The organism is Rahnella aceris (assembly GCF_011684115.1).
Classification (GTDB): domain Bacteria; phylum Pseudomonadota; class Gammaproteobacteria; order Enterobacterales; family Enterobacteriaceae; genus Rahnella; species Rahnella aceris.
The window spans coordinates 866,358-891,515 of record NZ_JAADJV010000001.1 but is presented as its reverse complement, the minus strand read 5'-3'; the positions used below and the strand labels follow the sequence as shown (position 1 = coordinate 891,515).

General features: G+C 53.4%; 24 protein-coding genes. 10 read left to right on the top strand and 14 right to left on the bottom strand.

The annotated features are described in order from the left end of the window. Positions 1 to 70: 70 nt before the first annotated feature. Entirely contained in the window at positions 71 to 517 is a 447-nt protein-coding gene (locus GW591_RS04040) for a winged helix-turn-helix transcriptional regulator (protein ID WP_013575052.1), read from the bottom strand. Between the two features lie 103 nt (positions 518 to 620). Here GW591_RS04040 and GW591_RS04035 point away from each other — a divergent pair, with 103 nt between their 5' ends. Together GW591_RS04035 and GW591_RS04030 are read left to right on the top strand one after the other, a co-directional pair. After that, positions 621 to 1,415: an SDR family NAD(P)-dependent oxidoreductase gene (locus tag GW591_RS04035; RefSeq protein WP_037034883.1), complete on the top strand. Its 795-nt coding sequence runs from the start codon at positions 621 to 623 to the stop codon at positions 1,413 to 1,415. 92 nt (positions 1,416 to 1,507) lie between these two features. Beyond that, positions 1,508 to 2,197: a fumarylacetoacetate hydrolase family protein gene (locus tag GW591_RS04030; protein ID WP_013575050.1), complete on the top strand. Its 690-nt coding sequence runs from the start codon at positions 1,508 to 1,510 to the stop codon at positions 2,195 to 2,197. 20 nt (positions 2,198 to 2,217) lie between these two features. Here GW591_RS04030 and GW591_RS04025 read toward each other — a convergent pair whose 3' ends face one another. The 7 genes from GW591_RS04025 to GW591_RS03995 all read right to left on the bottom strand — a co-directional run bounded on the left by GW591_RS04025 (position 2,218) and on the right by GW591_RS03995 (position 10,457). After that, entirely contained in the window at positions 2,218 to 3,024 is an 807-nt protein-coding gene (locus GW591_RS04025; protein WP_015689685.1) for a hypothetical protein, read from the bottom strand. Next, complete coding sequence (locus GW591_RS04020) at positions 3,024 to 3,221, bottom strand: hypothetical protein (RefSeq protein ID WP_013575048.1); 198 nt, start codon at positions 3,219 to 3,221, stop codon at positions 3,024 to 3,026. Before GW591_RS04020 ends, GW591_RS04025 begins: the two co-directional genes overlap by 1 nt. A 134-nt stretch (positions 3,222 to 3,355) precedes the next feature. Then, a complete protein-coding gene (ansP, locus tag GW591_RS04015) occupies positions 3,356 to 4,837 on the bottom strand; it encodes an L-asparagine permease (protein WP_013575047.1) in 1,482 nt (493 codons plus the stop codon). Positions 4,838 to 5,067: 230 nt separating this feature from the next. Beyond that, the gene (gene bglG / locus GW591_RS04010; protein ID WP_121019434.1) at positions 5,068 to 5,916 is read right to left on the bottom strand and encodes a transcriptional antiterminator BglG; all 849 of its coding nucleotides are present in this window, start codon (positions 5,914 to 5,916) and stop codon (positions 5,068 to 5,070) included. Between the two features lie 168 nt (positions 5,917 to 6,084). Next, on the bottom strand, positions 6,085 to 7,482 hold the full coding sequence (locus GW591_RS04005; protein WP_015689682.1) for a glycoside hydrolase family 1 protein: 1,398 nt from the start codon (positions 7,480 to 7,482) through the stop codon (positions 6,085 to 6,087). Positions 7,483 to 7,504: 22 nt separating this feature from the next. Beyond that, a complete protein-coding gene (gene bglF, locus GW591_RS04000; protein ID WP_166860147.1) occupies positions 7,505 to 9,379 on the bottom strand; it encodes a PTS beta-glucoside transporter subunit IIABC in 1,875 nt (624 codons plus the stop codon). 304 nt (positions 9,380 to 9,683) lie between these two features. Next, positions 9,684 to 10,457: an SDR family NAD(P)-dependent oxidoreductase gene (locus tag GW591_RS03995; protein WP_013575043.1), complete on the bottom strand. Its 774-nt coding sequence runs from the start codon at positions 10,455 to 10,457 to the stop codon at positions 9,684 to 9,686. 118 nt (positions 10,458 to 10,575) lie between these two features. On the opposite strand from GW591_RS03995, the gene GW591_RS03990 reads away from it, so the two are divergent. The 3 genes from GW591_RS03990 (at position 10,576) to GW591_RS03980 (ending at position 15,550) form a co-directional block, all read left to right on the top strand. Continuing rightward, complete coding sequence (locus tag GW591_RS03990; RefSeq protein WP_112198651.1) at positions 10,576 to 11,478, top strand: LysR family transcriptional regulator; 903 nt, start codon at positions 10,576 to 10,578, stop codon at positions 11,476 to 11,478. Positions 11,479 to 11,762: 284 nt separating this feature from the next. Then, complete coding sequence (locus GW591_RS03985) at positions 11,763 to 13,175, top strand: MFS transporter (RefSeq protein WP_015689678.1); 1,413 nt, start codon at positions 11,763 to 11,765, stop codon at positions 13,173 to 13,175. Next, positions 13,172 to 15,550, top strand: a complete 2,379-nt coding sequence (locus tag GW591_RS03980; RefSeq protein ID WP_166860145.1) for a glycoside hydrolase family 3 N-terminal domain-containing protein — start codon at positions 13,172 to 13,174, stop codon at positions 15,548 to 15,550. The genes GW591_RS03985 and GW591_RS03980 overlap by 4 nt, the downstream gene beginning before the upstream one ends. A gap of 64 nt (positions 15,551 to 15,614) precedes the next feature. On the opposite strand, the gene ruvB is transcribed toward GW591_RS03980, so the two are convergent. The 6 genes from ruvB to aspS all read right to left on the bottom strand — a co-directional run bounded on the left by ruvB (position 15,615) and on the right by aspS (position 20,974). Beyond that, positions 15,615 to 16,622 (bottom strand): Holliday junction branch migration DNA helicase RuvB, encoded by a 1,008-nt coding sequence (gene ruvB, locus GW591_RS03975; protein ID WP_037034899.1) that lies wholly within the window; start codon positions 16,620 to 16,622, stop codon positions 15,615 to 15,617. 8 nt (positions 16,623 to 16,630) lie between these two features. Beyond that, positions 16,631 to 17,245, bottom strand: coding sequence for a Holliday junction branch migration protein RuvA (gene ruvA / locus GW591_RS03970; protein ID WP_112198656.1), 615 nt, complete (start codon positions 17,243 to 17,245; stop codon positions 16,631 to 16,633). An 87-nt stretch (positions 17,246 to 17,332) separates the two neighbouring features. Continuing rightward, complete coding sequence (gene ruvC, locus GW591_RS03965; protein WP_013575036.1) at positions 17,333 to 17,854, bottom strand: crossover junction endodeoxyribonuclease RuvC; 522 nt, start codon at positions 17,852 to 17,854, stop codon at positions 17,333 to 17,335. Between the two features lie 108 nt (positions 17,855 to 17,962). Beyond that, entirely contained in the window at positions 17,963 to 18,706 is a 744-nt protein-coding gene (locus GW591_RS03960; RefSeq protein WP_013575035.1) for a YebC/PmpR family DNA-binding transcriptional regulator, read from the bottom strand. 25 nt (positions 18,707 to 18,731) lie between these two features. Then, positions 18,732 to 19,178 (bottom strand): dihydroneopterin triphosphate diphosphatase, encoded by a 447-nt coding sequence (gene nudB, locus GW591_RS03955; protein ID WP_013575034.1) that lies wholly within the window; start codon positions 19,176 to 19,178, stop codon positions 18,732 to 18,734. Further along, positions 19,178 to 20,974 (bottom strand): aspartate--tRNA ligase, encoded by a 1,797-nt coding sequence (aspS, locus tag GW591_RS03950; RefSeq protein ID WP_166860143.1) that lies wholly within the window; start codon positions 20,972 to 20,974, stop codon positions 19,178 to 19,180. The genes nudB and aspS overlap by 1 nt, the downstream gene beginning before the upstream one ends. Before the next feature lie 335 nt (positions 20,975 to 21,309). On the opposite strand from aspS, the gene GW591_RS03945 reads away from it, so the two are divergent. The 5 genes from GW591_RS03945 (at position 21,310) to cmoB (ending at position 25,142) form a co-directional block, all read left to right on the top strand. Next, positions 21,310 to 21,885, top strand: coding sequence for a hydrolase (locus tag GW591_RS03945; protein ID WP_112198650.1), 576 nt, complete (start codon positions 21,310 to 21,312; stop codon positions 21,883 to 21,885). Between the two features lie 83 nt (positions 21,886 to 21,968). Then, on the top strand, positions 21,969 to 22,787 hold the full coding sequence (locus GW591_RS03940; protein WP_166860141.1) for a DUF72 domain-containing protein: 819 nt from the start codon (positions 21,969 to 21,971) through the stop codon (positions 22,785 to 22,787). A 111-nt stretch (positions 22,788 to 22,898) separates the two neighbouring features. Beyond that, complete coding sequence (locus tag GW591_RS03935) at positions 22,899 to 23,294, top strand: MAPEG family protein (RefSeq protein ID WP_013575030.1); 396 nt, start codon at positions 22,899 to 22,901, stop codon at positions 23,292 to 23,294. A 136-nt stretch (positions 23,295 to 23,430) separates the two neighbouring features. Then, positions 23,431 to 24,174 (top strand): carboxy-S-adenosyl-L-methionine synthase CmoA, encoded by a 744-nt coding sequence (gene cmoA / locus GW591_RS03930; protein ID WP_013575029.1) that lies wholly within the window; start codon positions 23,431 to 23,433, stop codon positions 24,172 to 24,174. Continuing rightward, the gene (cmoB, locus tag GW591_RS03925) at positions 24,171 to 25,142 is read left to right on the top strand and encodes a tRNA 5-methoxyuridine(34)/uridine 5-oxyacetic acid(34) synthase CmoB (protein ID WP_013575028.1); all 972 of its coding nucleotides are present in this window, start codon (positions 24,171 to 24,173) and stop codon (positions 25,140 to 25,142) included. Before cmoA ends, cmoB begins: the two co-directional genes overlap by 4 nt. Positions 25,143 to 25,158: the final 16 nt, after the last annotated feature.

The following is a 25,158-nucleotide window of genomic DNA, read 5'->3' as shown; positions in this document are numbered from 1 at the left end:
TTATTGATTTAACTTTAATACCCCACCCCACCCCACCCTTCGCAGGGGAGGGAGTCGACCGAATTCTCGATCAAGATTCAGGAATAATCGCCTTTATATCCCGGCTTTCCAGCACCCGCCCGTCCTGCGCATGGATTTCCAGCTTACGCAGCGGCTGGCGATTTTCGATATCTACCAGTTGCGTGCAGGCTTCGCCGGCTTCAAACAGATATTCACTTCCCCACTGCCCCAGCGCAACCAGCACCGGTTGCAGCGCCAGCCCTTTTTCCGTCAGCACGTAATCCTGATACGCCGAACCATCTGCCGCCGGTTCAATCTTCATAATGCCTTCGGCAACCAGCGCTTTCAGGCGGGAACTGAGAATGTTCTTCGCCGCCCCCAGACTGCGCTGAAATTCACTGAATCGTGAGAGGCCGTACATCGCATCGCGGACAATCAGCAACGTCCACCAGTCGCCGATTAAATCCAGCGCACGGCCAGCCGGACAAGGCGTGTTTTCCAGCCGGGTTCGTTTCATGGCACCTCCTGCTTAAAGAATCTGGTTGCATTATAAAACCACCGATGCTAAAAATCATCTGGTTTTATTATTAAACCACCCTATCCAACACCGAGGTTTTATTATGTCAGATACAATTCGCACTCAGTCCGTGGCCTTAATCACCGGCGCATCAAGCGGCATCGGGGCCACTTACGCCGACCGTCTGGCGAAACGCGGTTATGATTTAGTGCTGGTTGCCCGTGATGCAACGCGCCTGAAAACACTGGCTGAACGCCTGCAGGATGAAACCGGCGTAAAAATCACCGTGTTACCCGCTGACTTAACCCGCAGCGAAGATCTGGCACGCGTTGAGGATTTTATCCGTGCAACACCGCAGATTTCCCTGCTGATCAATAACGCCGGGGCTTCGCTGAAAGCCGGTTTTGAAAACAGCGATGCCGACGCCATCGGGAATCTGATCACCCTGAACGTCACCTCGGTGGCGCGTCTTTCACGCGTCGCTTTCGACGGTCTGATCAAGCATAAAGACGGGGCGATTATTAATATCGCGTCCGTGATGGCGCTGACGCCAGAGTTGCAATCTGCGGTGTATTCCGCCACCAAAGCCTTTGTGCTGACTTTCAGCCAGACGCTGCAATTTGAAATGGCCGAGCGCGGTCTGTACGTTCAGGCCGTATTACCTGCCGCAACGCGTACAGAAATCTGGGAACGTTCGGGCAAAAATATCGATGAAGTGCCGGGTGTAATGGAAGTGGGTGAACTGGTGGATGCCGCCTTGCTGGGCTTTGACCGCAAAGAAAAAATCACCATTCCACCATTGCAGGACGAAAAACAGTGGGATGAATTTGATGCCCTGCGCAGTGCAATGGTACCGAACTTCCTGCAGGCTCACGCCGCACCGCGTTACAAGGCCTGACAGTGACACATTGACCAGTAACATAAATTTACTGGTCAATGTTGATTCGCTTTGCAAATATGTTAATTCGATAACTTTGTGAAGTGAATACGATGACTGAATATGTAATTGCTGCACCCGAAGTTCCGTCTCTCGCCGTCGAAGGCCAGAGCGCCCGCTTTCCGTTGCGCCGCGTGTATTGTGTTGGCCGTAACTATTCCGAGCACGCCCGTGAGATGGGTCATGATCCTGACCGCGAACCGCCTTTCTTTTTTGGCAAACCGGCGGATGCCGTGGTTCCCGCCAGCGGCAATGTGCCGTACCCGACGCTGACCGACGATCTGCATTATGAAGTAGAACTGGTCGTTGCGATTGCCAGAGGCGGTAAAGATATTGCCGCTGAAGACGCACTGTCACACGTCTGGGGTTATACCGTGGGCGTAGATTTAACCCGTCGTGATATTCAGGCGCAGGCCAAGAAACTGGGACGTCCGTGGGATTTCGCCAAAGGGTTTGATGATTCCGCACCGGCGAATCCGCTGCAACCCGTGAGTCAGACAGGTCATCCGGCTGCCGGTAAAATCTGGCTTGATGTGAACGGTGAAAAACGTCAGCGCGGTGATTTGAGCGACCAGATCTGGCAGGTAGCGGACGTCATCAGCTATCTCTCTCAGGCGGTTGAACTCAAGCCCGGTGATCTGATCTATACCGGCACGCCAGCAGGTGTGGGTCCGGTAGTGCGCGGTGATGTGATCACCGGCGGCATCGAAGGTCTGAGTGATTTCAGCTTCACTATCGTGTAATGCATGCAGGACGCCTTATTTCAGGCGTCCTTCTCACCAATTTTCCGGGCCATTTCTTCTTCAACCAGCGGAATAAGCTTCTCGAACGCACAGGCACTTGACGGGTCAAACAGCGACAGCGTTTCTATCTGGCTCAGTAAAATCACCTTACGAAACTTCAGCGCGCTCACCGGATCTGACACCGGCGTGATGCCATGTTCCTGATAATAGCGTGCATAATTATGCTCAACGCGCAGCTCCAGTGTGTCTTTATCGCGATAACCGCTGACCATCGGGATCACGACCACATTGTCCGACGAACTTGTTTCACACCTTGCGGTATGCACCATGCCGATATAAACACGCCGCGACTGCAGGGTGATGAATACCATATCGCCCTCTTCCATACACTGATATAACAGCCCTTCCACGCCGTTGGCGCGGGTAAGTTGTTTGTACAACTCTCTGCGTCCGGCAGTATTAAGGCGCAAGCCCGGTGACCAGGTAGTGCGGACCAGACACAGCATCACGGAGACGGCAAGCATAATCACCACCGGTGCCTGAATGCCTAAGAAACTCCAGTTGATGAAATCACGCTGGTAGTGCACATCCTGATGCAAATGCGGCAAGGCGGGCAGCCAGTTGATAACACCGGAAATCCCCCACAGCGCCAGATATAGCAGTGCTATGACCAGTACACCCTGCAGGACAAAAATACAGCCATACAGCGCCACCAGAAAATAGACGTCCCAGCCAAAGGTGCGTTTAAGTTTGAAGCGCGATGAAATGTCGCGGGTGGTATACCAGTAGCCGCAGACCATTAACACCATGAAAACGGCTGTCGCCATTACAGCACGCTCATGCGTTTGACGTGGCGGGCAAAGTCTTGCTGCATCTCCTGATTAGCCGGATTGACTGATGCCGTACCGTTTTCATCAATCAGAATACGCTCGCCCTCTTCCAGAGTATTTTCCATGTCTGCGGCACTGAACAGTCCGAGAAATTTTTCCGGGCTGGAAAATATTTGTAAAACAATCTTCAACATAGGTTTGCCTCTCATCATAAAAGAATAAGCCTAGTCAAAGGAAAGAGACATTGTGGCTGTTTCAGATTTTTTACGGGCAGGAATGAAAAAGGGCCGCCATGACGGCAGCCCTTTGCTGGAATCTGCGAAACGAATTACTTCGCTTCAATACTTTCCTGATGTGCTTCTTCCTGCGCAGCCTGTTCGGCATGCACTTCAGCAGCACGTTTGCGCAGACCTATCCAGCCCAGTACCAGCAGAATGATCAGCACCGGAATGGTCGCCACCGTGTAGGTGCCGTTCGGGTAGTCAAACGCCATCAGGATCAGAACGCCCGCCAGGAAGGCCAGCGTCAGCCACGAGGTCACCGGTGCCCACGGCATTTTGAAGGAAACGTCTTTCGCACGACCTTCTTTGATTGCAGTACGCAGTTTCATCTGACAGACAATGATGAAAGCCCATGAACTGAGGATGCCGAGTGAGGCGACGTTCAGGACAATCTCAAACACCTGCGAAGGCACGTAATAGTTGAGCACTACACCGATCACATAAATGCCGACAGTGACCAGAATACCGGCGTACGGCACCTGCTGCGCACTCATCTTCGACATGAATTTCGGTGCTGAACCGCCCATCGACAGGGAACGCAGAATACGACCGGTGGAATACAAGCCGGAGTTGAGGCTCGACAGCGCTGCAGTCAGAACCACGATATTCATGATGGTACCGATGTAAGGCACGCCCAGCTTGCTGAAGAAGGTGACAAACGGACTTTGGCCCGCCTGATAGGCATTCCACGGCAGCAACAGCACCAGTAACACCACGGAGCCGACGTAGAACAAAGCGATACGCCAGATCACGCTGTTAATGGCTTTCGGCAGCACTTTCTCAGGATCTTTGGTTTCGCCCGCCGCCGTACCGACCAGCTCAATGGCCGCGAACGCAAAGACCACGCCCTGCACCAAAACCAGCGCCGGTAACAGACCGTGCGGGAAAATACCGCCGTTGTCGGTGATCAGATGCAGACCGGTGGTGTTACCGTCCAGTTGTTTGCCGGTGCCGAGGAACACCACGCCAACCACCAGGAAGATAGCAATCGCCGCCACTTTGATCAGCGCAAACCAGAATTCCATCTCAGCGAACCACTTCACGCCGATCATGTTCATGGTTGCCACTATCGCCAGTGCGCCCAACGCAAACATCCATTGCGGAACATCACCGAAGGTTCCCCAGTAGTGCATGTACAGAGCCACTGCGGTGATATCGACAATGCCGGTCATCGCCCAGTTCAGGAAGTACATCCAGCCTGCTACGTAAGACGCTTTTTCACCCAGGAATTCACGGGCATAGGATACGAAGCTGCCACTGGTCGGACGGTGTAAAACCAGTTCGCCCAGTGCACGCAGGATAAAGAATGAGAAAATACCACACACCGCATACACGATAGCCAGCGCCGGACCCGCCATCTGTAAACGCGCACCCGCGCCGAGAAACAGACCGGTACCGATAGAACCACCAATGGCAATCATCTGAACCTGACGGTTGCCCATACTCTTGTGATAACCATGATCGTGAGAGTCCAGCCAGCGCCGTTTAGCCGCGTGCTTCGCCTCTGCCGTTTTTTTATGAGACTTCATTATGAGTTGTTCTCCAAAATAACCTTCACCTGACGCCGGGTGCTGCAAGCAAACGATTGCAAGCCTCGCCGTTTATGGGGTTTACCCACTGTAGTTTTTTTAGCCGGAACTGTTTTGGTGCAATAACGGCGAAGGATGCTACCTGTTCTCACTAACCGTGGCAAAAAAAACCGTCATTAAAAATTGTGAACAGTCATATTTCGCGCAGCAAATTTTGCGCTTGCGTGCGCTCAGGACGATTCTTTCGGCAGACACTCTTTTCTCACCCGTTCGATATTAATGGAGAGATACATAATTTCTTCCGTGGTCAGTTCGCGCTGATATTGCGCGGCCAGATAATCGCCGATTTTTTCCGCGCACAGCCACGCCTGTGGGTAATTTTCTTTTACCGCCACGTGCAGGGTCATGTCATCGTCGGCCACCACCGTGCGGCTGAGCATCCGCTGGGCGAAGAATTTAAGATGGGTGACGAAGCGCTGGTAGCTCAGCGACTCCTCGTCGTATTCAATACGCAGCTGGTATTTCACCAGATTGAGGATTTCCTGCATCACGCGGGTAATCTGCGCCACTTCCGGCATTTCGCCGTTAAGCTGCGCATTGACCAGGTGCAGGGCAATAAAACCGGCTTCATCCACCGGCAATCGCACGCCGAGGCGCGAATCGATGATCTCCAGCGCTTCCAGCCCGAGGGCATATTCTTTCGGATACAGACGGCGGGTTTCCCACAGCAAGGCATTGCTGATCGGCACGCCTTTCTTTTGCCGTTCGATGGCAAAATTGCAGTGATCGGTGAGTGCGATATACAGGTTTTCCTGCAATTTCCCCAGCCGTCCCCGCGCCAGCGAAATAATCTGATCACAGGTGGTCATCACTTCCATCGGAATATGCGACAGCAACTCCGTCAGATGCGCGACCAGTTCGTCATTCTGCAGGGCAAAAATTTTCTCGATTTTGCTTTCATCCAGCTCATCCCCGGCTTTCTTCATAAATGCCAGCCCGCGCCCCATCACCACCTGTTCGCGTTGCTGCCCGCTGACGACAACCACCACATTATTATTGAGTATTTTGGCGATTTTCATTGTAACTCCCTGAAAAGAAAAACCTGATCGTCCGTATGGATGATCAGGTTTTGTCTGCCGCAGTCTTGGGATCTGCCTGATGATTTTACCAGATCCGATCCTCAGTCAGACGTAAATTTTGCCCTCAAAACGTGACGATGGCCTTAAGTCCCTTCAGACCGGATCAGATCAGGATGTTAATGACGCACCGTTTGAATTAATCACTTCCTGATACCAGAAGAAACTTTTCTTACGGCGGCGCTCCAGCGTGCCATTGCCCTGATCGTCGCGGTCTACATAGATATAACCATAACGCTTGGAGAATTCCGCTTTCGAGGCGCTGACCAGATCAATCGGTCCCCAGCTGGTGTAACCCATCACTTCCACGCCGTCTTCAATGGCTTCACGCACCTGAACCAGATGGTCATTGATGTACTGAATACGGTAATCATCATTAATGCTGCCGTCAGCTTCGACTTTATCCCGCGCACCCAAACCGTTTTCCACAATAAATAGCGGTTTCTGATAACGGTCATAAAGCTCATTCATTAAGAAGCGCAACCCTTCCGGGTCAATCTGCCATCCCCATTCGGAACTTTGCAGATGCGGGTTCGGCACCATATTTAATATATTGGCACGCGCTTTAATATTTTGTTCTTCATCCGTGGTGACACAACCGGTCATGTAATAACTGAATGAGATAAAGTCGACGGTTTCTTTCAACGCGGCTTTATCTTCAGAAGTAATATTAATTTCCATGCCGCGGTCTTTAAAGAAACGCGGCATATAAGCCGGATACGCGCCACGCACCTGAACATCGCCGAAGAATAACCAGTCGCGGTTCTGCTGCAAGGTTTCCATCATATCGGCCGGTTTGCAGGTCAGCGGATACAGCATTCCGCCAAGCAGCATATTGCCGATTTTGCCGTCAGGAATGATCTCGTGACAGGCTTTTACCGCTTTGGCACTGGCAACCAGCTGATGGTGAATGGCCTGATAGATATCCTGTTTGCTGCTGTCTTCCGGCAATCCGACGCCGGTAAACGGCGCATGCAGCGACATATTGATTTCGTTAAAGGTCAGCCAGTGTTTGACTTTATCTTTATAACGGGTGAACACCGTGCGGGCGTAATTTTCAAAGAAACCGATGGTATCGCGGCTGCCCCAGCCACCGTGTTTTTTTACGATGCCGTACGGCATTTCGTAATGGGAAAGCGTCACCAGCGGTGTAATACCGTATTTTGCCATCTCATCAAACAGTCGGTCGTAGAATGCCAGCCCCGCTTCGTTCGGCTGCGATTCATCCCCCTGAGGGAAGATACGCGTCCAGGCGATTGAGGTACGCAATACGGTAAAACCCATTTCAGCGAACAATTTCATATCTTGCGGATAACGGTGGTAGAAATCGATGGCGACATCTTTCACGCCGAAATCCCCTTCCGTGCGTTCCTGCACCGGGCCGAAAACACCCTGCGGTTGCAGATCCGATGTGGATAAGCCTTTACCGTCGGTCAGGTAAGCCCCTTCAACCTGATTAGCGGCAACGGCTCCGCCCCATAAAAATCCGTTTGGAAATGGCTTGTTCATATGAACCTCCTGGCTCTGTTCGTTAGCGTAATAAAGTCAGTAAAAGGGTTTGTTCGCTGGCGTCCTGTCCGACACAGGCCGGAATGACGTCGAGATAATCGTCGCTGTTGGTGACCAGCACCGGCGTTGTCAGGTCGTAACCGGCATCAGTGATCCCCTGCACGTCGAATTCCAGCAACAAATCGCCCTGCTTCACCACCGCATCGACGTCAACGTGTGGCGTAAAGAATTTGCCGTCGAGCTTCACCGTATCGATGCCGACGTGGATCAGAATTTCTGCGCCGTCTGCCGATTCAATTCCGATGGCGTGATGGGTTTTGAACAGTGAAACCACCGTGCCGTCTACCGGTGAGACCACCCTTCCGGCGACAGGCACAATGGCCACACCTTTACCCAGCAGGCCGCTGGCGAATGTCGGATCTTTCACTGTATCGAGTGCGATACACGGTCCGCTCATCGGGCTGGCGATCAGCGTTTTGCCGCGCGGCGCCTGTAACGCATCGGCCTGGGCCTTTTCGCTGACTTCCGGCGCGACCGCTTCTTGTTTTACACCGAAGAAATAAGTCGCCAGTGCGGCAAACAACAGCGCAATCAGGGTGCCGGCAATCCCGGCGGTCACTGTTTTATCAAAACCAGTGGGCGGAATAATCTGGGTAAACGTGAAGACACTGGGGAAACCGAAGGAATACGCCGTGGTCTGGAAGTAACCGAGCACCGCAGCGCCGAGCGCACCGCCGACGCAGCCGAAAATAAAAGGACGCCGATGCGGCAGGGTGATGCCATACACCGCCGGTTCCGTGATACCGAAAATCCCGGCGCTGATCGCCGACCCTGACAATGCTCGGGTACGGACATCTTTGGTCCGCAGCATCACACCCGCGACCGCACCAACCTGTCCCATCACCGCAGGCAGTAACAGCGGCAGCATTGTGTCATGGCCGAGCACGCTGAAGTTGTTGATCATCAACGGCACCAGCCCCCAGTGCAGACCGAAGATCACACAGACCTGCCACAGTGCGCCCATAAAGGCACCGGCGACCATCGGGCTGACGTGATAAACAAACTGGTAGCCATGGGCCAGTTGCTGACTGGCCCAGGTCGCGACCGGCCCGATAACCAGGAATGTCAGCGGCACAATCACCATCAGGCAGATCAGCGGTGTGATGAAGTTACGCAGCGCGCCGGGTAAAATTTTCATCGACTGCTTTTCCAGCCAGCTTGATGCCCACGCAGCCAGAATCACCGGAATGACCGAAGAGGTATAATTGATAAAGACCAGCGGGATGCCTAAGAAATGCTCGCTGTGCGCGCCGGACTGCTGCACATCAAATGCGGCGATCATCAGCGGGTGCACCATCGCGCCGCCAATCATCATGGTCACAAACGGATTACCGCCGAATTTTTTACCGGCGGTATAACCGATCACCAGCGGGAAGAAATAAAACATAGCGTCGCTGGCGGCGAACCAGACTTTATAGGTACCGCTTTCCGGCACCATCCAGCCACAGGCCAGCGCCAGCGCCAGAAAACCTTTAAGGATCCCCGATGCCGCCATAATGCCGATAAACGGCGTGAATATGCCGGAGATGACATCTATCGCACGGGCAAACACACTGCCGTTATCACCCCTGTCGTCATCGCTGCCGTCTGAAAGCGCACTGCCTCTCACCAGCGCTTCATAGACGGCACCGACGTGATTGCCAATCACCACCTGAAACTGACCGCCGCTCTCGACCACCATGATCACGCCCGGATTTTCTTTCAGCCCGGCAGCATCGGCTTTGCGGGTATCTTTTAGCTTGAAGCGTAAACGGGTGGCACAATGCACCACACTGTTGACGTTGTCTTTTCCGCCCACTCCGCGGAGAATTTCGTCGGCTAATGTTCTGTATTCCATAGTGTCATCTCATCAGAGTAAGGGCGTCGTGCACGACATTGCCGTTGCGTTGCAAAGGGGCGGCCTGCCCCTGAATTCAGGCCAAAAAAAAACCTAAACGTCCGGTCTCTTCGTCATACACGAAGAAACGAGAAGTTTAGGTTTTGCCTGTCAGACAGTAACAATCCTGCTTTCTGAAACGGATTCTCGGGCGAATCGGAAACAGAAACAAGTCGTAATATTCGCCGGATGATGAAACTGTGATCGGCTTCAGACTTTGTGCAGACTGACGCCCGTCCCTGAGCCTCGGTCTTTTTTGTACTGACTAACGCAGCCCCGCCACCGTAAATCCGCCATCGACCAGCAGATTCTGACCGGTCACAAATCGCGCTTCATCACTGCACAACCACGCCACAACATCCGCGACATCTGCCGGTTCGCCCACGCGCCCTGCGGGTGTCAGGCGTACAAAAGGGATCAGCGTTTCTTCATTTGCGCCCATCCGCCGCGCCATCGGGGTATCGATAATGCCGGGATTAACGTTATTGATGCGGATATTCTGCGCACCGGTTTCCAGCGCTATAGCGCGGATCATCGCGTCAAGCCCGCCTTTGCTGGCGGAATACGCAGCAGAGCCAATACTGGCTCCGTGCGCCAGCCAGGAAGAGGTATTCACAATCGCACCGCCACGCCCTGCGGCGGTCATGGCTTCCAGCTGATATTTCACTGACAGCCAGACGCCTTTCAGATTGGTGGCAATCACCCGGTCAAATTCCGCTTCTGTCATGTCACTGACTGGCGCAAAACCTTCCACACCCGCATTATTAAACGCGGCGTCCAGTCGCCCGTAATGCGCCAGCGTCGCGGCAATAAGATGCCGGACCTGTGCGCTGTCTGACACATCGGTCGGCACCGCCAGGGCATCACCGCCCCGTTCACGGATCATCATCACCGTTTCCTGGAGCGCCGTTTCCCGTCTTCCTGCCACCACGACTTTCGCACCATCGCGTGAAAACGCCAGTGCGGCTGCCCGCCCGATGCCTGAGCCACCGCCCGTGACCAGCGCAACCCGCCCCTGTAACCGTAATGTTTGCGACATATTTTTCTCCGTTGATGAATTTTCCAAACCGAGGCCTGACTATAAGCGCATTGATTATTGTGAATAAGCCATGTTATATCGCATGCTTTACTGGCTTTTATTCATCAATAGGAAACTGATGCGCACCCACGAATTCGGAGAACTGAGAGCATTTGTCGCCGTAGCGGAAGAGAAGAGTTTCCGCAAAGCCGCGGCGCGGCTAAATTTAACCGCTTCAACGCTGAGCCATTCCTTACGTTCGCTGGAAGAGCGTCTGGGCGTCAGATTGCTGAACCGCACAACGCGGCAGGTATCGCCCACCGAAGCGGGTTACGCATTGCTGGCGGAAGTGGTGCCGGCATTATCAGTCATCTCTGATGCGATGGAGAAAGTGAACGCTTTACGGGGGATACCCAAAGGCACGGTGCGTATTAATACGCCACGCATCGCTGCTGACATGGTTTTCCTGCCGCAGTTGCCCAAATTTTGTCAGGCGTTCCCGGATATCACCCTGGAACTTGCCACCAATGACGGTTTCGTGGACATCATCAGTGAGGGGTTTGATGCAGGCGTACGCATCAGGGGCGATGTTCAGCAGGACATGAGTGCGGTACGCCTGACCGCCGATTTTCACTCTGCGGTGTACGGTTCGCCGGATTATTTCGCCCGCTGCCCGCAACCACAAACGCCTGCCGATTTGAAAAACCATGCCTGCATTGGGCGTCGGGAAATTGCCAGCGGTTCGCTGTACCGCTGGGAGTTCGAAAAAAATGGGCGACAGATTACCGTGCCCGTCAGCGGGCCGCTGGTGGTCGACAGCGTCAGCATGATGACCCGCATTGCGCTCGATGGAATCGGGCTGGTGTACAGCGCGCAGAGTGCTGAACATGATGCGCTGGTGGCGGAAGGTAAGCTGATCCGGGTGCTTGAAGACTGGTCGGTCACCTTTCCCGGATTCTTTCTCTATTACCCCGGCCACCGCCAGTTGCCCGCCGCATTAAAAGCGGTGACTGGTTATTTCCGCTGGCGGGAAGAGTTATAAACCCCCTTTCACCGGAGATGGCATCCCGCTCAACGCGGGCCTTTGCCAGTCCGGATCCCCGCGCCGATGAAGCAAACACCACCGTCAGTTTGATCCCGTTCACAAATAAAAAACAAAATCAAAAAACGTAAATTGCATATTCATTTCCTCAATTGTTTACCTGAGTTCTATTCACAATACTTTTGGCACCATTTTACTTCCCAGGCTGTTTATCTTTTTTTCCGTTAAAGACATGAATTATTTTCCGTCGGTTATCTCTCCTTACAGAAAGCAGGTAACAAATAATGGTGATCACTCCGGTTCTTTCAGTAAAAGATAAGATTGGCTACGGACTCGGCGATATGGCCAGTGCGCTGGTCTGGCAAACTGCGACTTTATTTCTCGCTTATTTCTACACAGATGTTTTTGGTTTACCCGCCGCGATCATGGGCACACTATTTTTAGTGGTACGCGCCGTGGATGCCTGCGTAGATCCCTGCATCGGTGCGCTGGTTGATCGCACCACAACACGCTATGGAAAATTCCGTCCGTGGCTGCTGTGGTTTGCAATACCGTTTGGGGTCTGTTGCCTGATCACATTTTATGTACCAGACATATCACCGACCGGTAAAATTATTTATGCAGCAGTCACTTATACATTACTCAGCCTGGTGTATTCCGCCATCAATGTGCCGTATTGTGCCATGCCGGGGGCGTTAACACTCGACCCGCGCGAACGCCATTCGCTGCAGTCGTGGCGCTTCGGACTGTCATTTGTCGGGGGGCTGGTGGTAACAGTGATCGCCCTGCCGCTGGTGGCAAAACTCGGCGCAGGTAACCCGCAGAAAGGCTATTTCTATGCCATGAGCCTGATGGGATTACTCGGTATCGTATTATTTTTCTGTTGTTTCGCACTGACGCGTGAGCGTTATCAACCGCGCAATGACACCTCCGGTTCAATGCTGAGCGACCTGAAATTACTGTGGAATAACTCACAATGGCGCATTGTTTTTATTTTTAATATCTTACTATTATGTGCCGTCGTTATCCGTGGTTCCGCCACCATGTATTATGTGAAATATGTGCTAGGCCGCCCGGATCTGATTTTTAATTTTATTGTTTTTGGCATGATCGCCTCGTTATTTGGCGCACTATTGTCTGAGAAAATACTGGGTAAATTCGACCGGATTAAATCCTATCAATGGACAATTCTGACTTTTGTGGTGTGTAATGCAGCGATTTTCTTTATTCCCTCCCCTTCCGTCAGTCTTATTTTCGCCCTCAATCTTGTGTTCAGTTTTATCCAAAACCTGACCACGCCGCTGCAATGGACGATGTTCTCCGACGTTGTGGATCACGAAGAATCCCGCACCGGCCGCCGGCTTGACGGGCTGGTATTCTCCACTGCGCTGTTTGCCATCAAATTCGGGCTGGCACTGGGCGGTGCCATCGTCGGCTGGGTGCTTGGTATGGTCGGTTACCTGCCGAACGGCGCCACGCAAAGTGCTTCGGTGATGCTGACCATCAATTCACTGTTCACACTGGTGCCCTGTGCGTTATTCCTGCTGATGGCCGCGCTGCTTTTTACCTACAAACTCAACAGCCGCACCATGCAAACTATCGCCTTATCCCTCGCAACGCGACGTTCTTTCGGGGGCGACGATGACCCCGTGCTCAGCGGTTCACGCCCTTTGATTAATCAAGGAGATGTAAGATGACTTATCTTTATCAGGATGCTTCACAGCCCGTTGCCCGCCGCGTCGCCGATCTTCTGGCACGCATGACGCCGGAGGAAAAATTCGCGCAGATGCATGCGTTCTGGCTGATCCTCGACAGCAACGGCAATCACAAAGAACGTACCGATCTGAGCGATGATTTTTCCGGTCACAAACAGAGTCAGGCGCTGGAACAGCAACTGGCACTTGGCGCCGGGCAAATCACCCGTCCGCTCGGCACGCACGTGGTCAGCCCGGCAGAAGGCGTACAGGCGCTGAACCGGCTGCAAAAAACGCTGGTAGAAGACACCCGGCTGGGTATTCCGGCGATGTTCCACGAAGAATGTCTGGTCGGCTTATTGTGCAAAGACGCCACACTGTTTCCCTCGTCCCTGAGCTACGCCTCAACGTGGGATCCGCAACTGATGGAGCAAATTGCAGGTGCTATCCGTCAGGAAGCACAAAGCGTTGGTTGTCATCAGGGGCTGGCACCGGTTCTGGATGTGTCGCGCGATGTGCGCTGGGGACGTACCGAGGAAACCTTTGGTGAAGACCCGTATCTGGTCGGCGTGATGGCGACCGCTTACGTGCGCGGATTACAGGGCGAAGCGCGGGACCTGCTGGCCACGCTGAAACATTATGTCGGGCACTCTTTCAGCGAAGGGGCGCGCAACCATGCGCCGGTTCATCTTGGTTTTCGCGAGCTGAATGACACTTTCCTGCTGCCGTTTGAGATGGCGGTGAAGCTGGCGAATGCCGGTTCTGTGATGCCGGCATATCACGACATTGATGGTCAGCCTTGCCACAGCGATCACTTCCTGCTGACCGAAATCTTGCGTGAACAATGGGGGTTCGACGGTCTGATTGTTGCCGATTACGGTGGTGTCAGCCTGCTGCATCAGCATCACGGTGTCAGCCATGACGATGCCGAATCCGCCGCGCTGTCGTTCAATGCGGGTCTGGATATTGAATTACCGAAAGGTGACTGCGCACAACATCTGGCGGATGCCGTTTCGCGTGGCCTGATTGATATGGCGAAAATTGACGAAATTGTCGCACGCGTGCTGACTGAAAAATTTCGCCTTGGCCTGTTTGAACAGCCTTACGCCATTGAGCCTGAGCCGCAGCTTCAGCAACCTGCCACGCGGGAACTGGCCTGGAAAGCCGCGGTCCGCTCAATCACTCTGCTGGAAAATAATGGCATCCTGCCGCTGAAACCCACATCCGGCCAAAAAATCGCGGTGATCGGCCCGACGGCAGATGATCCGCTGGCGTTGCTCAGCGGTTACAGTTTCCCGGTGCATCTGATCATCAGCGAAATGCAGGCGCAGACAGAACAGATCATTACGCCATTACAGGCATTACGCGAGGCCTATGGTGAGCAAAATATCCGTTATACCAAAGGTTGCCATATTCTCGAAAAACGTACGGCAGGTGCGCCGGTCTTCCCCGGCGATGCCGCAACACCCATGCAAAGCTCGCCGGTATCACGAAGTACCGCGCTGATCCCGCAGGCCGTAAAACTGGCGCAGGAAAGTGACGTCGCACTGGTGTTTGTCGGCGATCTGGCCGGTTTATTCCAGAGCGGTACTGTCGGCGAAGGCTCTGATACAGACAGCCTGCAACTGCCGGGCGTTCAGCAGCAGTTGCTGGAAGCCGTGATCGCAACCGGCAAACCGACCATTGTGATAATGACCGGCGGTCGTCCGTATTCCCTTGGCGGGCTGGAAGAAAAAGTCGCCGGATACCTGATGGCATTTGCCCCCGGACAGGAAGGGGGACGCGCCATCAGCGACATTATCAGTGGCAAACAGGCTCCGTCCGGGCGGCTGGTGGTTTCCGTACCGAAAAGCGCCGGTGCGATGCCGTATTACTACAATCACAAACTGAAAAGTGGCGGCACGCCGATCGCCTTCCACTTTGGCGCAAAATACCCGTTTGGCTTCGGGCTGAGCGGCACCACGTTCCGCTATCACGACCTGCAACTCAATCAGCAACCGGTCGCCATCGAAAATGGCGATATTGCAGTACAAATCAAAGTCACCAATACCGGAAATCAGGCGGGCAGCGAGGTGGTGCAGGTTTATCTGCGTGACTGTGTGGCATCACTGGTACGCCCGATGCAGGAACTCAAAGCCTTTGAACGCGTTGAACTGGATGCCGGACAAACTGCGACGCTCAGTTTCAGCATTCCGACCGATATGCTGAATTTCACCAGTCACGCCGGTAAGCGCATCGTCGAACCGGGTTCTGTTGAAGTTCAGGTGGGCTCTTCAAGCGCCGATATTCATGCAACAGGAAAGGTGATTCTGGCGGGTGAAGTACGCGAGTTGCCACGTAACTGGCGGATGGTCAGCCGCTGTGAAGTCAGTCGTTAATACCTGATGAGGGAAAGCAAAACGGACGCTCAGGGCGTCCGTTTTTTTATGCTCAGGAGATCTGTTACTCAGATTCTCTGGCAATACCGAAATGCTTATACGCATGATTGGTCGCCATACGCCCGCGCGGTGTGCGCTGAATAAACCCCTGCTGGATCAGGAAGGGTTCGATGACGTCTTCAATCGTCTCGCGCTCTTCGCCAATCGCCGCGGCTAAGTTATCCAGCCCGACCGGCCCGCCGCTGAACTTATCGATAATGGCCAGCAACAGTTTGCGGTCCATGTAATCGAAACCTTCGGCATCAACATCCAGCATATCCAGCGCGCCGTTAGCCACATCACCATTAATGGTACCGTCGCCTTTCACTTCCGCGAAGTCACGCACACGGCGTAATAAGCGGTTAGCGATACGCGGCGTTCCGCGTGAACGGCGGGCTATCTGATGCGCGCCCTCTTCCGACAACTCCAGCCCGAGGCAGGAGGCGCTACGCCCGACGATGTGCTGCAAATCAGCCACCTGATAGAACTCCAGACGCTGTACGATACCGAAACGGTCACGTAACGGTGACGTCAGGGAACCGGCGCGGGTCGTCGCACCAATCAGGGTAAACGGCGGTAAATCGAGTTTGATGGAGCGTGCCGCAGGACCTTCACCAATCATGATATCCAGCTGATAGTCTTCCATCGCCGGATAGAGAATTTCTTCGACGACCGGTGAGAGACGGTGGATTTCATCAATAAAAAGCACATCATGCGGCTCGAGGTTGGTCAGCATCGCGGCCAGATCACCGGCTTTTTCCAGCACCGGCCCCGACGTGGTACGTAAATTCACGCCCATCTCGTTCGCCACGATGTTGGCCAGCGTGGTTTTACCCAGTCCCGGCGGTCCGAAAATCAACAGGTGATCGAGCGCATCTTTGCGTTGCTTAGCCGCCTGAATAAAGATTTCCATTTGCGAACGCACATGCGGCTGTCCAACGTATTCGCTGAGCAACTTCGGGCGGATCGCACGGTCAATGACCTCTTCTTCACTGAAAACTTCGGAAGAAATCAGGCGGTCAGCTTCAATCATCGTTTACCTCACAGCGCTGCGCGCAGCGCTTCTCTAATCAACGTTTCAGATTCTGCGCCCGATTTGGCCACCTTGCTGATCATGCGGCTGGCTTCCGGTGGTTTATATCCGAGGGATATCAGGGCTGCAACGGCTTCGCCTTCGGCGTCAGATTCTTTAGCTTTCGACGCCGATGCAGGTAGCGTGATATCAGTATGATTGTTAAATAGATCACCGTTTAATCCTTTAAACCGGTCTTTCATTTCGACGACCAGGCGTTCTGCGGTTTTCTTACCGACGCCAGGTAACTTAATTAATGCGGTGATTTCTTCCTTTTCTACCGCACTGACAAACTGCTGCGCCGACATGCCTGACAGAATCGCCAGCGCCAGCTTCGGCCCAACGCCGTTGACTTTAATCAGCTCGCGGAACAGCGCGCGCTCTTGTTTATCGTTAAATCCGTAGAGCAACTGGGCATCTTCACGGACGATAAATTGCGTGAAGATGATAGCTTCCTGACCCAGTTCCGGCAATTCATAAAAACAGGTCATCGGCATATGCACTTCATAGCCCACGCCGTTGGTTTCAAGCAGCACCAAAGGGGGCTGTTTTTCCAGAATAATGCCTCGTAGTCTGCCTATCACGTTCATTTTCCTTATCAGGTCAAAAGCAGCGATGTTTATATCATAAAAAAGGCTGGATGGATATCCAGCCTAATGGACTTGCGGCGTCTATCGCATCCGTCCGCGCGCCATCTGTAATTTGTCACTGCTGAGCCGGATAGCATTCTGACTCATATGACAATGCGTTATGGCAATTGCCAGCGCATCGGCGGCATCGGCCTGCGGGTTAGCCGGTAATTTCAGGATTGACCGCACCATATGCTGAACCTGCGCTTTTTCTGCCGCACCGGTACCGACGACGGTCTGTTTGACCTGCCTCGCCGCATACTCAAACACCGGCAGATCCTGATTGACAGCAGCGACAATTGCCGCACCGCGTGCCTGCCCGAGCTTTAACGCGGAGTCGGCGTTCTTCGCCATAAACACGGATTCGATGGCAAAAAAATCAGGCTGAAATTGCGTAATGATTTCCGACACACCGGCGTAAATCAGTTTCAGACGTCCCGGCATATCGTCCACCACGGTGCGGATACAGCCGCTGCCGAGATAGCTGAGCTGACGCCCTGTCTGGCGGATAATGCCATAGCCGGTAATACGCGAACCGGGGTCGATCCCCAGAATAATAGCCATAGCCAGTCAACGCCTTGTGTTGTCGTTTTTTTGGAAAGTTGGGGAGAGTATAAACTGCTGAGGGACAACAGGATAGCCAGCCGGTGGTAGCCACCGGCGGCACTGAGATTACAGGGTTTCTGCGATCTCGTCGGAGATTTCACCGTTGTGGTAAACCTCCTGCACATCGTCACAATCTTCCAGCATGTCGATCAGGCGCAACAGTTTAGGTGCAGTTTCTGCATCCATGTCGGCTTTGGTCGATGGGATCATCGTGACTTCAGCGGAATCAGCTTTGTAACCGGCGGCTTCCAGCGCGTCTTTCACTTCGCCCAGATTTTCCCAGGCAGTGAACACATCGATAGCGCCATCATCGTAAGAAATGATGTCTTCAGCACCCGCTTCAAGCGCGGCTTCCATCAGCACGTCTTCATCCAGACCAGGAGCGAAAGTGATCACGCCTTTTTTGGAGAACAGATAAGCCACGGAACCGTCAGTACCCAAATTGCCACCGGTTTTGGTGAAGGCATGACGCACTTCTGCCACGGTACGGTTGCGGTTATCACTCAGACATTCAACCATGATGGCTGAACCGCCAGGACCGTAACCTTCATAAATGATGGTTTCCATGTTGGTGTCTTCGTCACCGCCCACGCCACGTGCGATAGCCCGGTTGAGGGTATCGCGGGTCATGTTGTTGGACAGCGCTTTATCGATAGCCGCACGCAGACGTGGGTTTGAACCCGCATCGCCACCACCCAGACGCGCAGCGGTAACCAGCTCACGAATGATTTTGGTAAAAATTTTGCCGCGTTTAGAATCTTGCGCCGCTTTGCGGTGCTTGGTATTGGCCCACTTACTGTGACCTGCCATAAATATCTCCAAAAAGTCTAAAGTCTTAACAGACCGAATAGTTTACAAATTCTTCAATCGCCTGCTGGTTGCTCGGGGAGACTGTCAGCGCTGCCGCTGCCAGTTTATCGAGCCACCGGTACGCATGATGTTCGGTGAGAACCACATCACGCTCGTCGGGTAACGCCAGACAGAACCAATGTTCTTTATTGCGGGTCACACCGGGAGCATAGCGATGGCGCAAATGCGCAAATATTTCAAAGTCCTCGCAGCGATGGCAGTCCTGCAGAGTCAGGTTTTCACCTGCAATGTCGATACCGACCTCTTCCATGACTTCACGCTGCGTGGTTTGATTTGGGGATTCCCCGTCTTCCAGACTGCCGGTCACCGACTGCCAGAAATTCGGGTCATCCTTTCGTTGAAGCATCAGCACCCTGCCGGTGTTTCTGGCGTAGATGACGCACAGTATCGACTCAGGACGCTTATAGCTCATTAGTTATTCTCTGTATTTGTGTCTGGTGTCACTTCTTTTTTCGCCACAACCGCAATGCCCAGTTCCAGCAGCGACGCAGGGTTGGCAAAACTTGGCGCTTCGGTCATCAGACACGCCGCAGCGGTAGTTTTCGGGAAGGCGATCACGTCACGGATGTTATCCGTGCCGGTCAGCAACATCACCAGACGATCGAGACCAAATGCCAGACCGGCGTGCGGAGGCGTACCGTATTTCAGGGCGTCGAGCAGGAAGCCGAATTTCTCGCGCTGTTCGTGCTCGTTAATACCCAGAATGCTGAACACGGTCTGCTGCATTTCGCTGCGGTGAATACGCACAGAACCGCCGCCCACTTCGTAGCCGTTGATCACCATGTCGTAGGCGTTAGCGATAGCGGAAACCGGGTTCGCTGCCAGTTCTTCTGCGCTCATGTCTTTTGGTGCAGTGAACGGGTGGTGCATAGCGCTCAGGCCGCCTTCGTCAGTGTCTTCAAACATCGGGAAGTCGATCACCCACAGCGGAGCCCACATGTCTTCTTTAGTGATTTTCAGGTCACGGCCGACTTTAAGGCGCAGTGCGCCAATCGCGTCAGTCACAATCTTCGCGCTGGCTGCGCCGAAGAAGATCATGTCGCCATCCTGTGCACCAGTGCGTGCGATCAGGGCAGCCAGCAGTTCTTCATTCAGGAATTTAGCCACCGGGCTCTGGATACCTTCCAGGCCTTTCGCCACTTCATTCACTTTGATATAAGCCAGGCCTTTCGCACCGTAGATTTCGATGAATTTGGCGTATTCGTCAATTTGTTTACGGCTCAGGGAGGCACCGCCCGGAACGCGCAATGCAGCCACGCGGCCTTTCGGATCGTTGGCCGGATCAGCAAACACTTTGAACTCGATGTTTTTCATCAGGTCCGCAACATCCATCATTTCCATCGGGTTGCGCAGGTCCGGTTTATCAGAACCGTAGCGACGCATGGCCTCTGCGAAGGTCATGATCGGGAAGTCGCCCAGATCCACGCCTTTCACTTCCTGCCACAGTTCACGGGCCAGTTTCTCCATCACTTCGCGCACTTGTTCGGCGCTCATGAAAGAGGTTTCCACATCGATCTGGGTGAATTCAGGCTGACGGTCAGCACGTAAATCTTCGTCACGGAAGCATTTTACGATCTGATAATAACGATCAAAACCAGACATCATCAGCAGTTGTTTGAACAGCTGAGGAGACTGCGGCAAGGCGTAGAACTTACCTTTGTGCACACGGCTTGGCACCAGATAGTCACGCGCGCCTTCCGGTGTAGCTTTGGTCAGCATCGGAGTTTCGATGTCGAGGAAGTCATGGCTGTCCATGAAACGGCGTACGAAGCTGGTGATTTTTGCACGCGCTTTCAGGCGGTTAGCCATTTCAGGGCGACGCAAATCCAGATAGCGGTATTTTAGACGCGCTTCTTCAGTGTTGACGTGGTTGGAGTCCAGCGGCAGCGATTCTGAACGGTTGATAATGTTCAGATTACTGGCGAACACTTCCACTTCACCGGTCGCCATGTCTTTATTGAACTGGCTTTCCGGACGTGCACGCACGGTGCCGGTTAACTGGATGCAGAACTCGTTACGCAGTTCAGACGCCAGCTTGTAGGCTTCTGCCTGATCGGGGTCGAAGAAAACCTGAACGATGCCTTCGCGGTCACGCATATCGATGAAAATCAAACCACCCAAATCGCGGCGACGGTTAACCCAGCCACACAATGTTACTTCCTGGCCCACATTGGACGCATTCAGTTTTCCACAATATACAGTACGCATAACGGTATCCTTTTGATCCCACTACCCGGCCTCATGGCTCACAGGCACAGAAACGGTTATTGACTCTGGTCGCCCGCCGCAAAACTCAGCAGCGCACGGAATGGGTTTTATTCAGGTCGAAAAAAGGCGGCTATTATAAAGGAATTTCCGGCGAAGGATAAGTGCGAACACGTCAACGCTGGCGCGGAAATTCACTCGTGTTGCTGGCTACACATAATTTAACAAAATTATATCTTTTTGCTCCCCGCGCTAGCATAGACTCACGCAATCCCCTTTGTACACGCACTAAATGATTCCTTTCTCTCATTACCCATTTTGAAAACCGGGAGCTAAACATGAAACTTGATCCAAAAAACACCGCGCTGGTACTGATTGACTTACAGAAAGGAATTTTACCGTTCGCAGGCGGCCCGCACACCGCACAGCAGGTGCTGGATAATGCCACTGAACTGGCAACCCGTTTCCGTAAACTGGGTGCGCCGGTCGTCATGGTGCGCGTGGGCTGGTCTGACTCTTTTGACGAAGCGCTGAAACAACCGGTTGATGTCCCTGCGGCTGCGCCGGAAGGCGGTTTACCGGCAAGCTGGTGGGAATTCCCGGAACAACTGGGCGTAACCGACAGCGATCTGCTGGTGATCAAACGTCAGTGGGGCGCGTTTTACGGCACCGATCTGGATTTACAACTGCGTCGCCGCGGCATTAAAAGCATCGTGCTTGCCGGTATTTCCACCAACATCGGCGTGGAATCTACGGCCCGTAATGCCTGGGAACATGGCTATGAACTGGTGATCGCAGAAGATGCGTGCAGCGCACACAACAATGACCATCATCAGTCCAGCATGCAGTTTATTTTCCCGCGTATCAGCCGTGTCCGTTCCACTGCCGAAGTGCTTGCCGCGTTGCCAGAGTAACGTTACCCTGATTTTCATGCCTGAACGCCGCCCGCTGAGGCGGCGTTTTATTTGGGATTTGGCCCGGAAAAGGGAGCATCGATATGTATATTGGTTTACCGCAATGGCATCACAGCGCCTGGGCAAAGATGGGTTTACGTGATCTGGCGGATTACGCGCGGTACTTCAATTGTGTCGAAGGCAACACGACTTTTTACGCCCTGCCCAAACAGGATGTGGTGATGCGCTGGCGCGACATGACGCCGGAGACCTTTCGTTTTTGTTTCAAATTTCCTTCCATCATCAGCCATAAAGCCGCACTGGCGAATTGTCAGGAAGACGTCGATATGTTTTACCGCACACTCGAACCGCTCGGTGAACGCATCGGCCAGCTCTGGCTGCAACTTCCTGCCGCATTTGCGCCCGTACATCTTGATCGCCTGTGGCAATTTCTTGATGCCCTGCCCGCCGGTTTCGATTACGGCGTTGAAGTGCGCCATGCGGATTTCTTCAATAAAGGTGAGGAAGAACGGGCGCTGAATCAGGGATTACATCTGCGCGGCATTAATCGTGCGATCCTTGACAGTCGCCCGGTTCACAGCTCAACCTCCACCACCGAAGCGGTGCTCGAAGCCAAACGCAAAAAACCGATACTGCCGCTGCACGCGCTGGCGACATCCTCCCGCCCGATTGTCCGCTTTATCGGCGGCGACAGTCTTGAGGCAAACCGTCCACTTTTCGGCCAGTGGATTGCAAAACTCAACGACTGGCAATCACAGGGATTGTCACCGTATCTGTTTATTCATACGCCCGATTGTTCCGACGCGCCCCAGCAGGCACGCTACCTGTGGCAGGATCTGCGTCAGCACATTCCTTCGGTCCAGCCCGCGCCGGACTGGCCGGAGCAGGATGCGTTGTTCTAAGAATATTCAGGTTTTTCTGACGACAGTTTTATGCCTTCCCGTTATCATGGCTACGCAGCGGAAAATCAGTGCTGTTCCGCCGGGATACAGGGAATAACCAAGGAAGTCATCATGATTAGCGCGTTATATGTCGTGCTTGCCGCCATACTTTTGATCAAACTCTCTTTCGATGTTGTCCGTCTGCGGATGCAATACCGTATCGCCACCGGCGACGGCGGATCCTACGAATTACAAACCGCCATACGTGTACACGGCAACGCTGTAGAATATCTGCCGATTGGCTGTTTATTATTGTTGTATATGGAAATGAACGGCGCGGCGATATGGACTGTACACGCCTGCGGCCTGTTACTGATCCTCGGCCGGTTATTCCATTATTACGGGCTGAAAAACCGCGAATTTGCCTGGCGCCGTAATGGCATGGCTGCCACCTATATTTCTCTGGTGCTGATGGTGGTGATCAATATTATCTATCTGCCGTGGTCGCAATTCCTCAACTTTGACTGAGCACGGAACATTTGCCAGACAGATTTGATGCCCTTTTGAAACAACTCCCAGGCGCGCAGGTATCTGCCTGCGCCAGTATCTGCTAAAATCTGCCCTCAACTTTTTACCCACATTCTTTTTGGCCTGACTCACCGCTATGGCAAACCACGATACGCTGTTTTCTGCACCTATAGATAAGCTTGGCGACTGGACGTTCGATGAACGCGTCGCGGAAGTTTTCCCTGACATGATCCAACGCTCTGTTCCGGGCTATTCCAACATTATTTCGATGATTGGCATGCTCGCCGAGCGCTTCGTTCAGCCCGACTCCAATGTCTATGATCTGGGCTGTTCGCTGGGTGCTGCCACGCTGTCGATGCGTCGTAACATTAAGGTGCCGGGTTGCGAAATTATTGCTGTCGATAACTCTCCCGCCATGGTGGAACGCTGCCGTCGTCACATTGATGCTTTCCGTGCGGATACACCGGTCAGCGTGATCGAATCCGATATTCTCGATATCGAGCTGAAAAATGCCTCGATGGTAGTGCTCAACTTTACCCTGCAATTCCTCGAACCGGCTGACCGCCAGCGTTTGCTGAATCAGGTGTATCAGGGCATGCGTCCGGGCGCGGCGCTGGTGCTGTCAGAAAAATTCAGCTTCGAAGACAAAGACGTCGGCGAACTGTTGTTCAATATGCATCACGACTTCAAACGTGCGAACGGCTACAGCGAGCTGGAAATCAGCCAGAAACGCAGCATGCTCGAAAACGTTATGCTGACCGATTCCGTCGAAACGCATAAAGCCCGCCTGCATCAGGCCGGTTTCCAGCACACGGAAGTCTGGTTCCAGTGTTTTAACTTCGGCTCACTGATTGCGCTGAAAGCCGGAGAAGCACAATGATTGATTTCGGTGATTTTTATCGCGTTATCGCCAAAGGGCCGTTAAGTCCGTGGCTCAATACTTTGCCTTCGCAACTGACCGCGTGGCAGAAAGAATCTCTGCACGGCAAATTCAAACTGTGGTTTAACTCGGTGGATCGTTTGCCGCTGTTGCAGCCGGAACGTCTGGATTTGTTGCACAGCGTCAGCGCCAATATGGAAGTCCCTTTGCCTGCCGGTCAGCGCGAAGGGATTGAAAACCTGCTGCGTAATATGATGCCATGGCGCAAAGGACCATTCTCGCTGTACGACGTTGAAATCAATACTGAATGGCGCTCTGACTGGAAATGGGATCGCGTTTTGCCGCACATTTCTTCCCTTGCTGGCCGCACGATTTTAGATGTCGGCTGCGGCAGCGGTTATCACATGTGGCGCATGATTGGTGCAGGCGCACATCTGGCGGTGGGTATCGATCCGATGCAGTTGTTCCTGTGTCAGTTCGAGGCCGTGCGTAAATTACTGGGGGGCGATCAGCGCGCACATTTGCTGCCGCTGGGCATCGAACAATTACCCGAGCTGAACGCTTTCGACACCGTTTTTTCCATGGGCGTGCTGTATCACCGCCGTTCGCCATTAGATCATCTTCTGCAACTGAAAAATCAGCTGGTCAGCGAAGGGGAACTGGTGCTCGAAACGTTGGTTGTCGAAGGTAACAGCGAGCAGGTCCTGGTGCCGGGTGACCGTTACGCGCAGATGGGGAATATTTATTTCATCCCTTCTGCTGAAGCCCTGAAAAACTGGCTGATCAAATGCGGCTTTGTGGATGTGCGTATTGCGGATGTCAGCGTCACAACACTTGAAGAACAGCGCCGTACCGACTGGATGACCAGCGAATCACTGGCTGAATTCCTCGACCCGAATGATCCGACCAAAACTATCGAAGGTTATCCGGCTCCTCGCCGCGCCTTGCTCATCGCCCGCAAACCATAACGACCTTCCTCCTCCG

Coding starts and splice junctions, on each gene's coding strand:
- GW591_RS04040 (WP_013575052.1), bottom strand. CDS start 517: ATGAAACGAACCCGGCTGGAAAACACGCCTTGTCCGGCTGGCCGTGCG.
- GW591_RS04035 (WP_037034883.1), top strand. CDS start 621: ATGTCAGATACAATTCGCACTCAGTCCGTGGCCTTAATCACCGGCGCA.
- GW591_RS04030 (WP_013575050.1), top strand. CDS start 1,508: ATGACTGAATATGTAATTGCTGCACCCGAAGTTCCGTCTCTCGCCGTC.
- GW591_RS04025 (WP_015689685.1), bottom strand. CDS start 3,024: ATGGCGACAGCCGTTTTCATGGTGTTAATGGTCTGCGGCTACTGGTAT.
- GW591_RS04020 (WP_013575048.1), bottom strand. CDS start 3,221: ATGTTGAAGATTGTTTTACAAATATTTTCCAGCCCGGAAAAATTTCTC.
- ansP (WP_013575047.1), bottom strand. CDS start 4,837: ATGAAGTCTCATAAAAAAACGGCAGAGGCGAAGCACGCGGCTAAACGG.
- bglG (WP_121019434.1), bottom strand. CDS start 5,916: ATGAAAATCGCCAAAATACTCAATAATAATGTGGTGGTTGTCGTCAGC.
- GW591_RS04005 (WP_015689682.1), bottom strand. CDS start 7,482: ATGAACAAGCCATTTCCAAACGGATTTTTATGGGGCGGAGCCGTTGCC.
- bglF (WP_166860147.1), bottom strand. CDS start 9,379: ATGGAATACAGAACATTAGCCGACGAAATTCTCCGCGGAGTGGGCGGA.
- GW591_RS03995 (WP_013575043.1), bottom strand. CDS start 10,457: ATGTCGCAAACATTACGGTTACAGGGGCGGGTTGCGCTGGTCACGGGC.
- GW591_RS03990 (WP_112198651.1), top strand. CDS start 10,576: ATGCGCACCCACGAATTCGGAGAACTGAGAGCATTTGTCGCCGTAGCG.
- GW591_RS03985 (WP_015689678.1), top strand. CDS start 11,763: ATGGTGATCACTCCGGTTCTTTCAGTAAAAGATAAGATTGGCTACGGA.
- GW591_RS03980 (WP_166860145.1), top strand. CDS start 13,172: ATGACTTATCTTTATCAGGATGCTTCACAGCCCGTTGCCCGCCGCGTC.
- ruvB (WP_037034899.1), bottom strand. CDS start 16,622: ATGATTGAAGCTGACCGCCTGATTTCTTCCGAAGTTTTCAGTGAAGAA.
- ruvC (WP_013575036.1), bottom strand. CDS start 17,854: ATGGCTATTATTCTGGGGATCGACCCCGGTTCGCGTATTACCGGCTAT.
- GW591_RS03960 (WP_013575035.1), bottom strand. CDS start 18,706: ATGGCAGGTCACAGTAAGTGGGCCAATACCAAGCACCGCAAAGCGGCG.
- nudB (WP_013575034.1), bottom strand. CDS start 19,178: ATGAGCTATAAGCGTCCTGAGTCGATACTGTGCGTCATCTACGCCAGA.
- aspS (WP_166860143.1), bottom strand. CDS start 20,974: ATGCGTACTGTATATTGTGGAAAACTGAATGCGTCCAATGTGGGCCAG.
- GW591_RS03945 (WP_112198650.1), top strand. CDS start 21,310: ATGAAACTTGATCCAAAAAACACCGCGCTGGTACTGATTGACTTACAG.
- GW591_RS03940 (WP_166860141.1), top strand. CDS start 21,969: ATGTATATTGGTTTACCGCAATGGCATCACAGCGCCTGGGCAAAGATG.
- GW591_RS03935 (WP_013575030.1), top strand. CDS start 22,899: ATGATTAGCGCGTTATATGTCGTGCTTGCCGCCATACTTTTGATCAAA.
- cmoA (WP_013575029.1), top strand. CDS start 23,431: ATGGCAAACCACGATACGCTGTTTTCTGCACCTATAGATAAGCTTGGC.
- cmoB (WP_013575028.1), top strand. CDS start 24,171: ATGATTGATTTCGGTGATTTTTATCGCGTTATCGCCAAAGGGCCGTTA.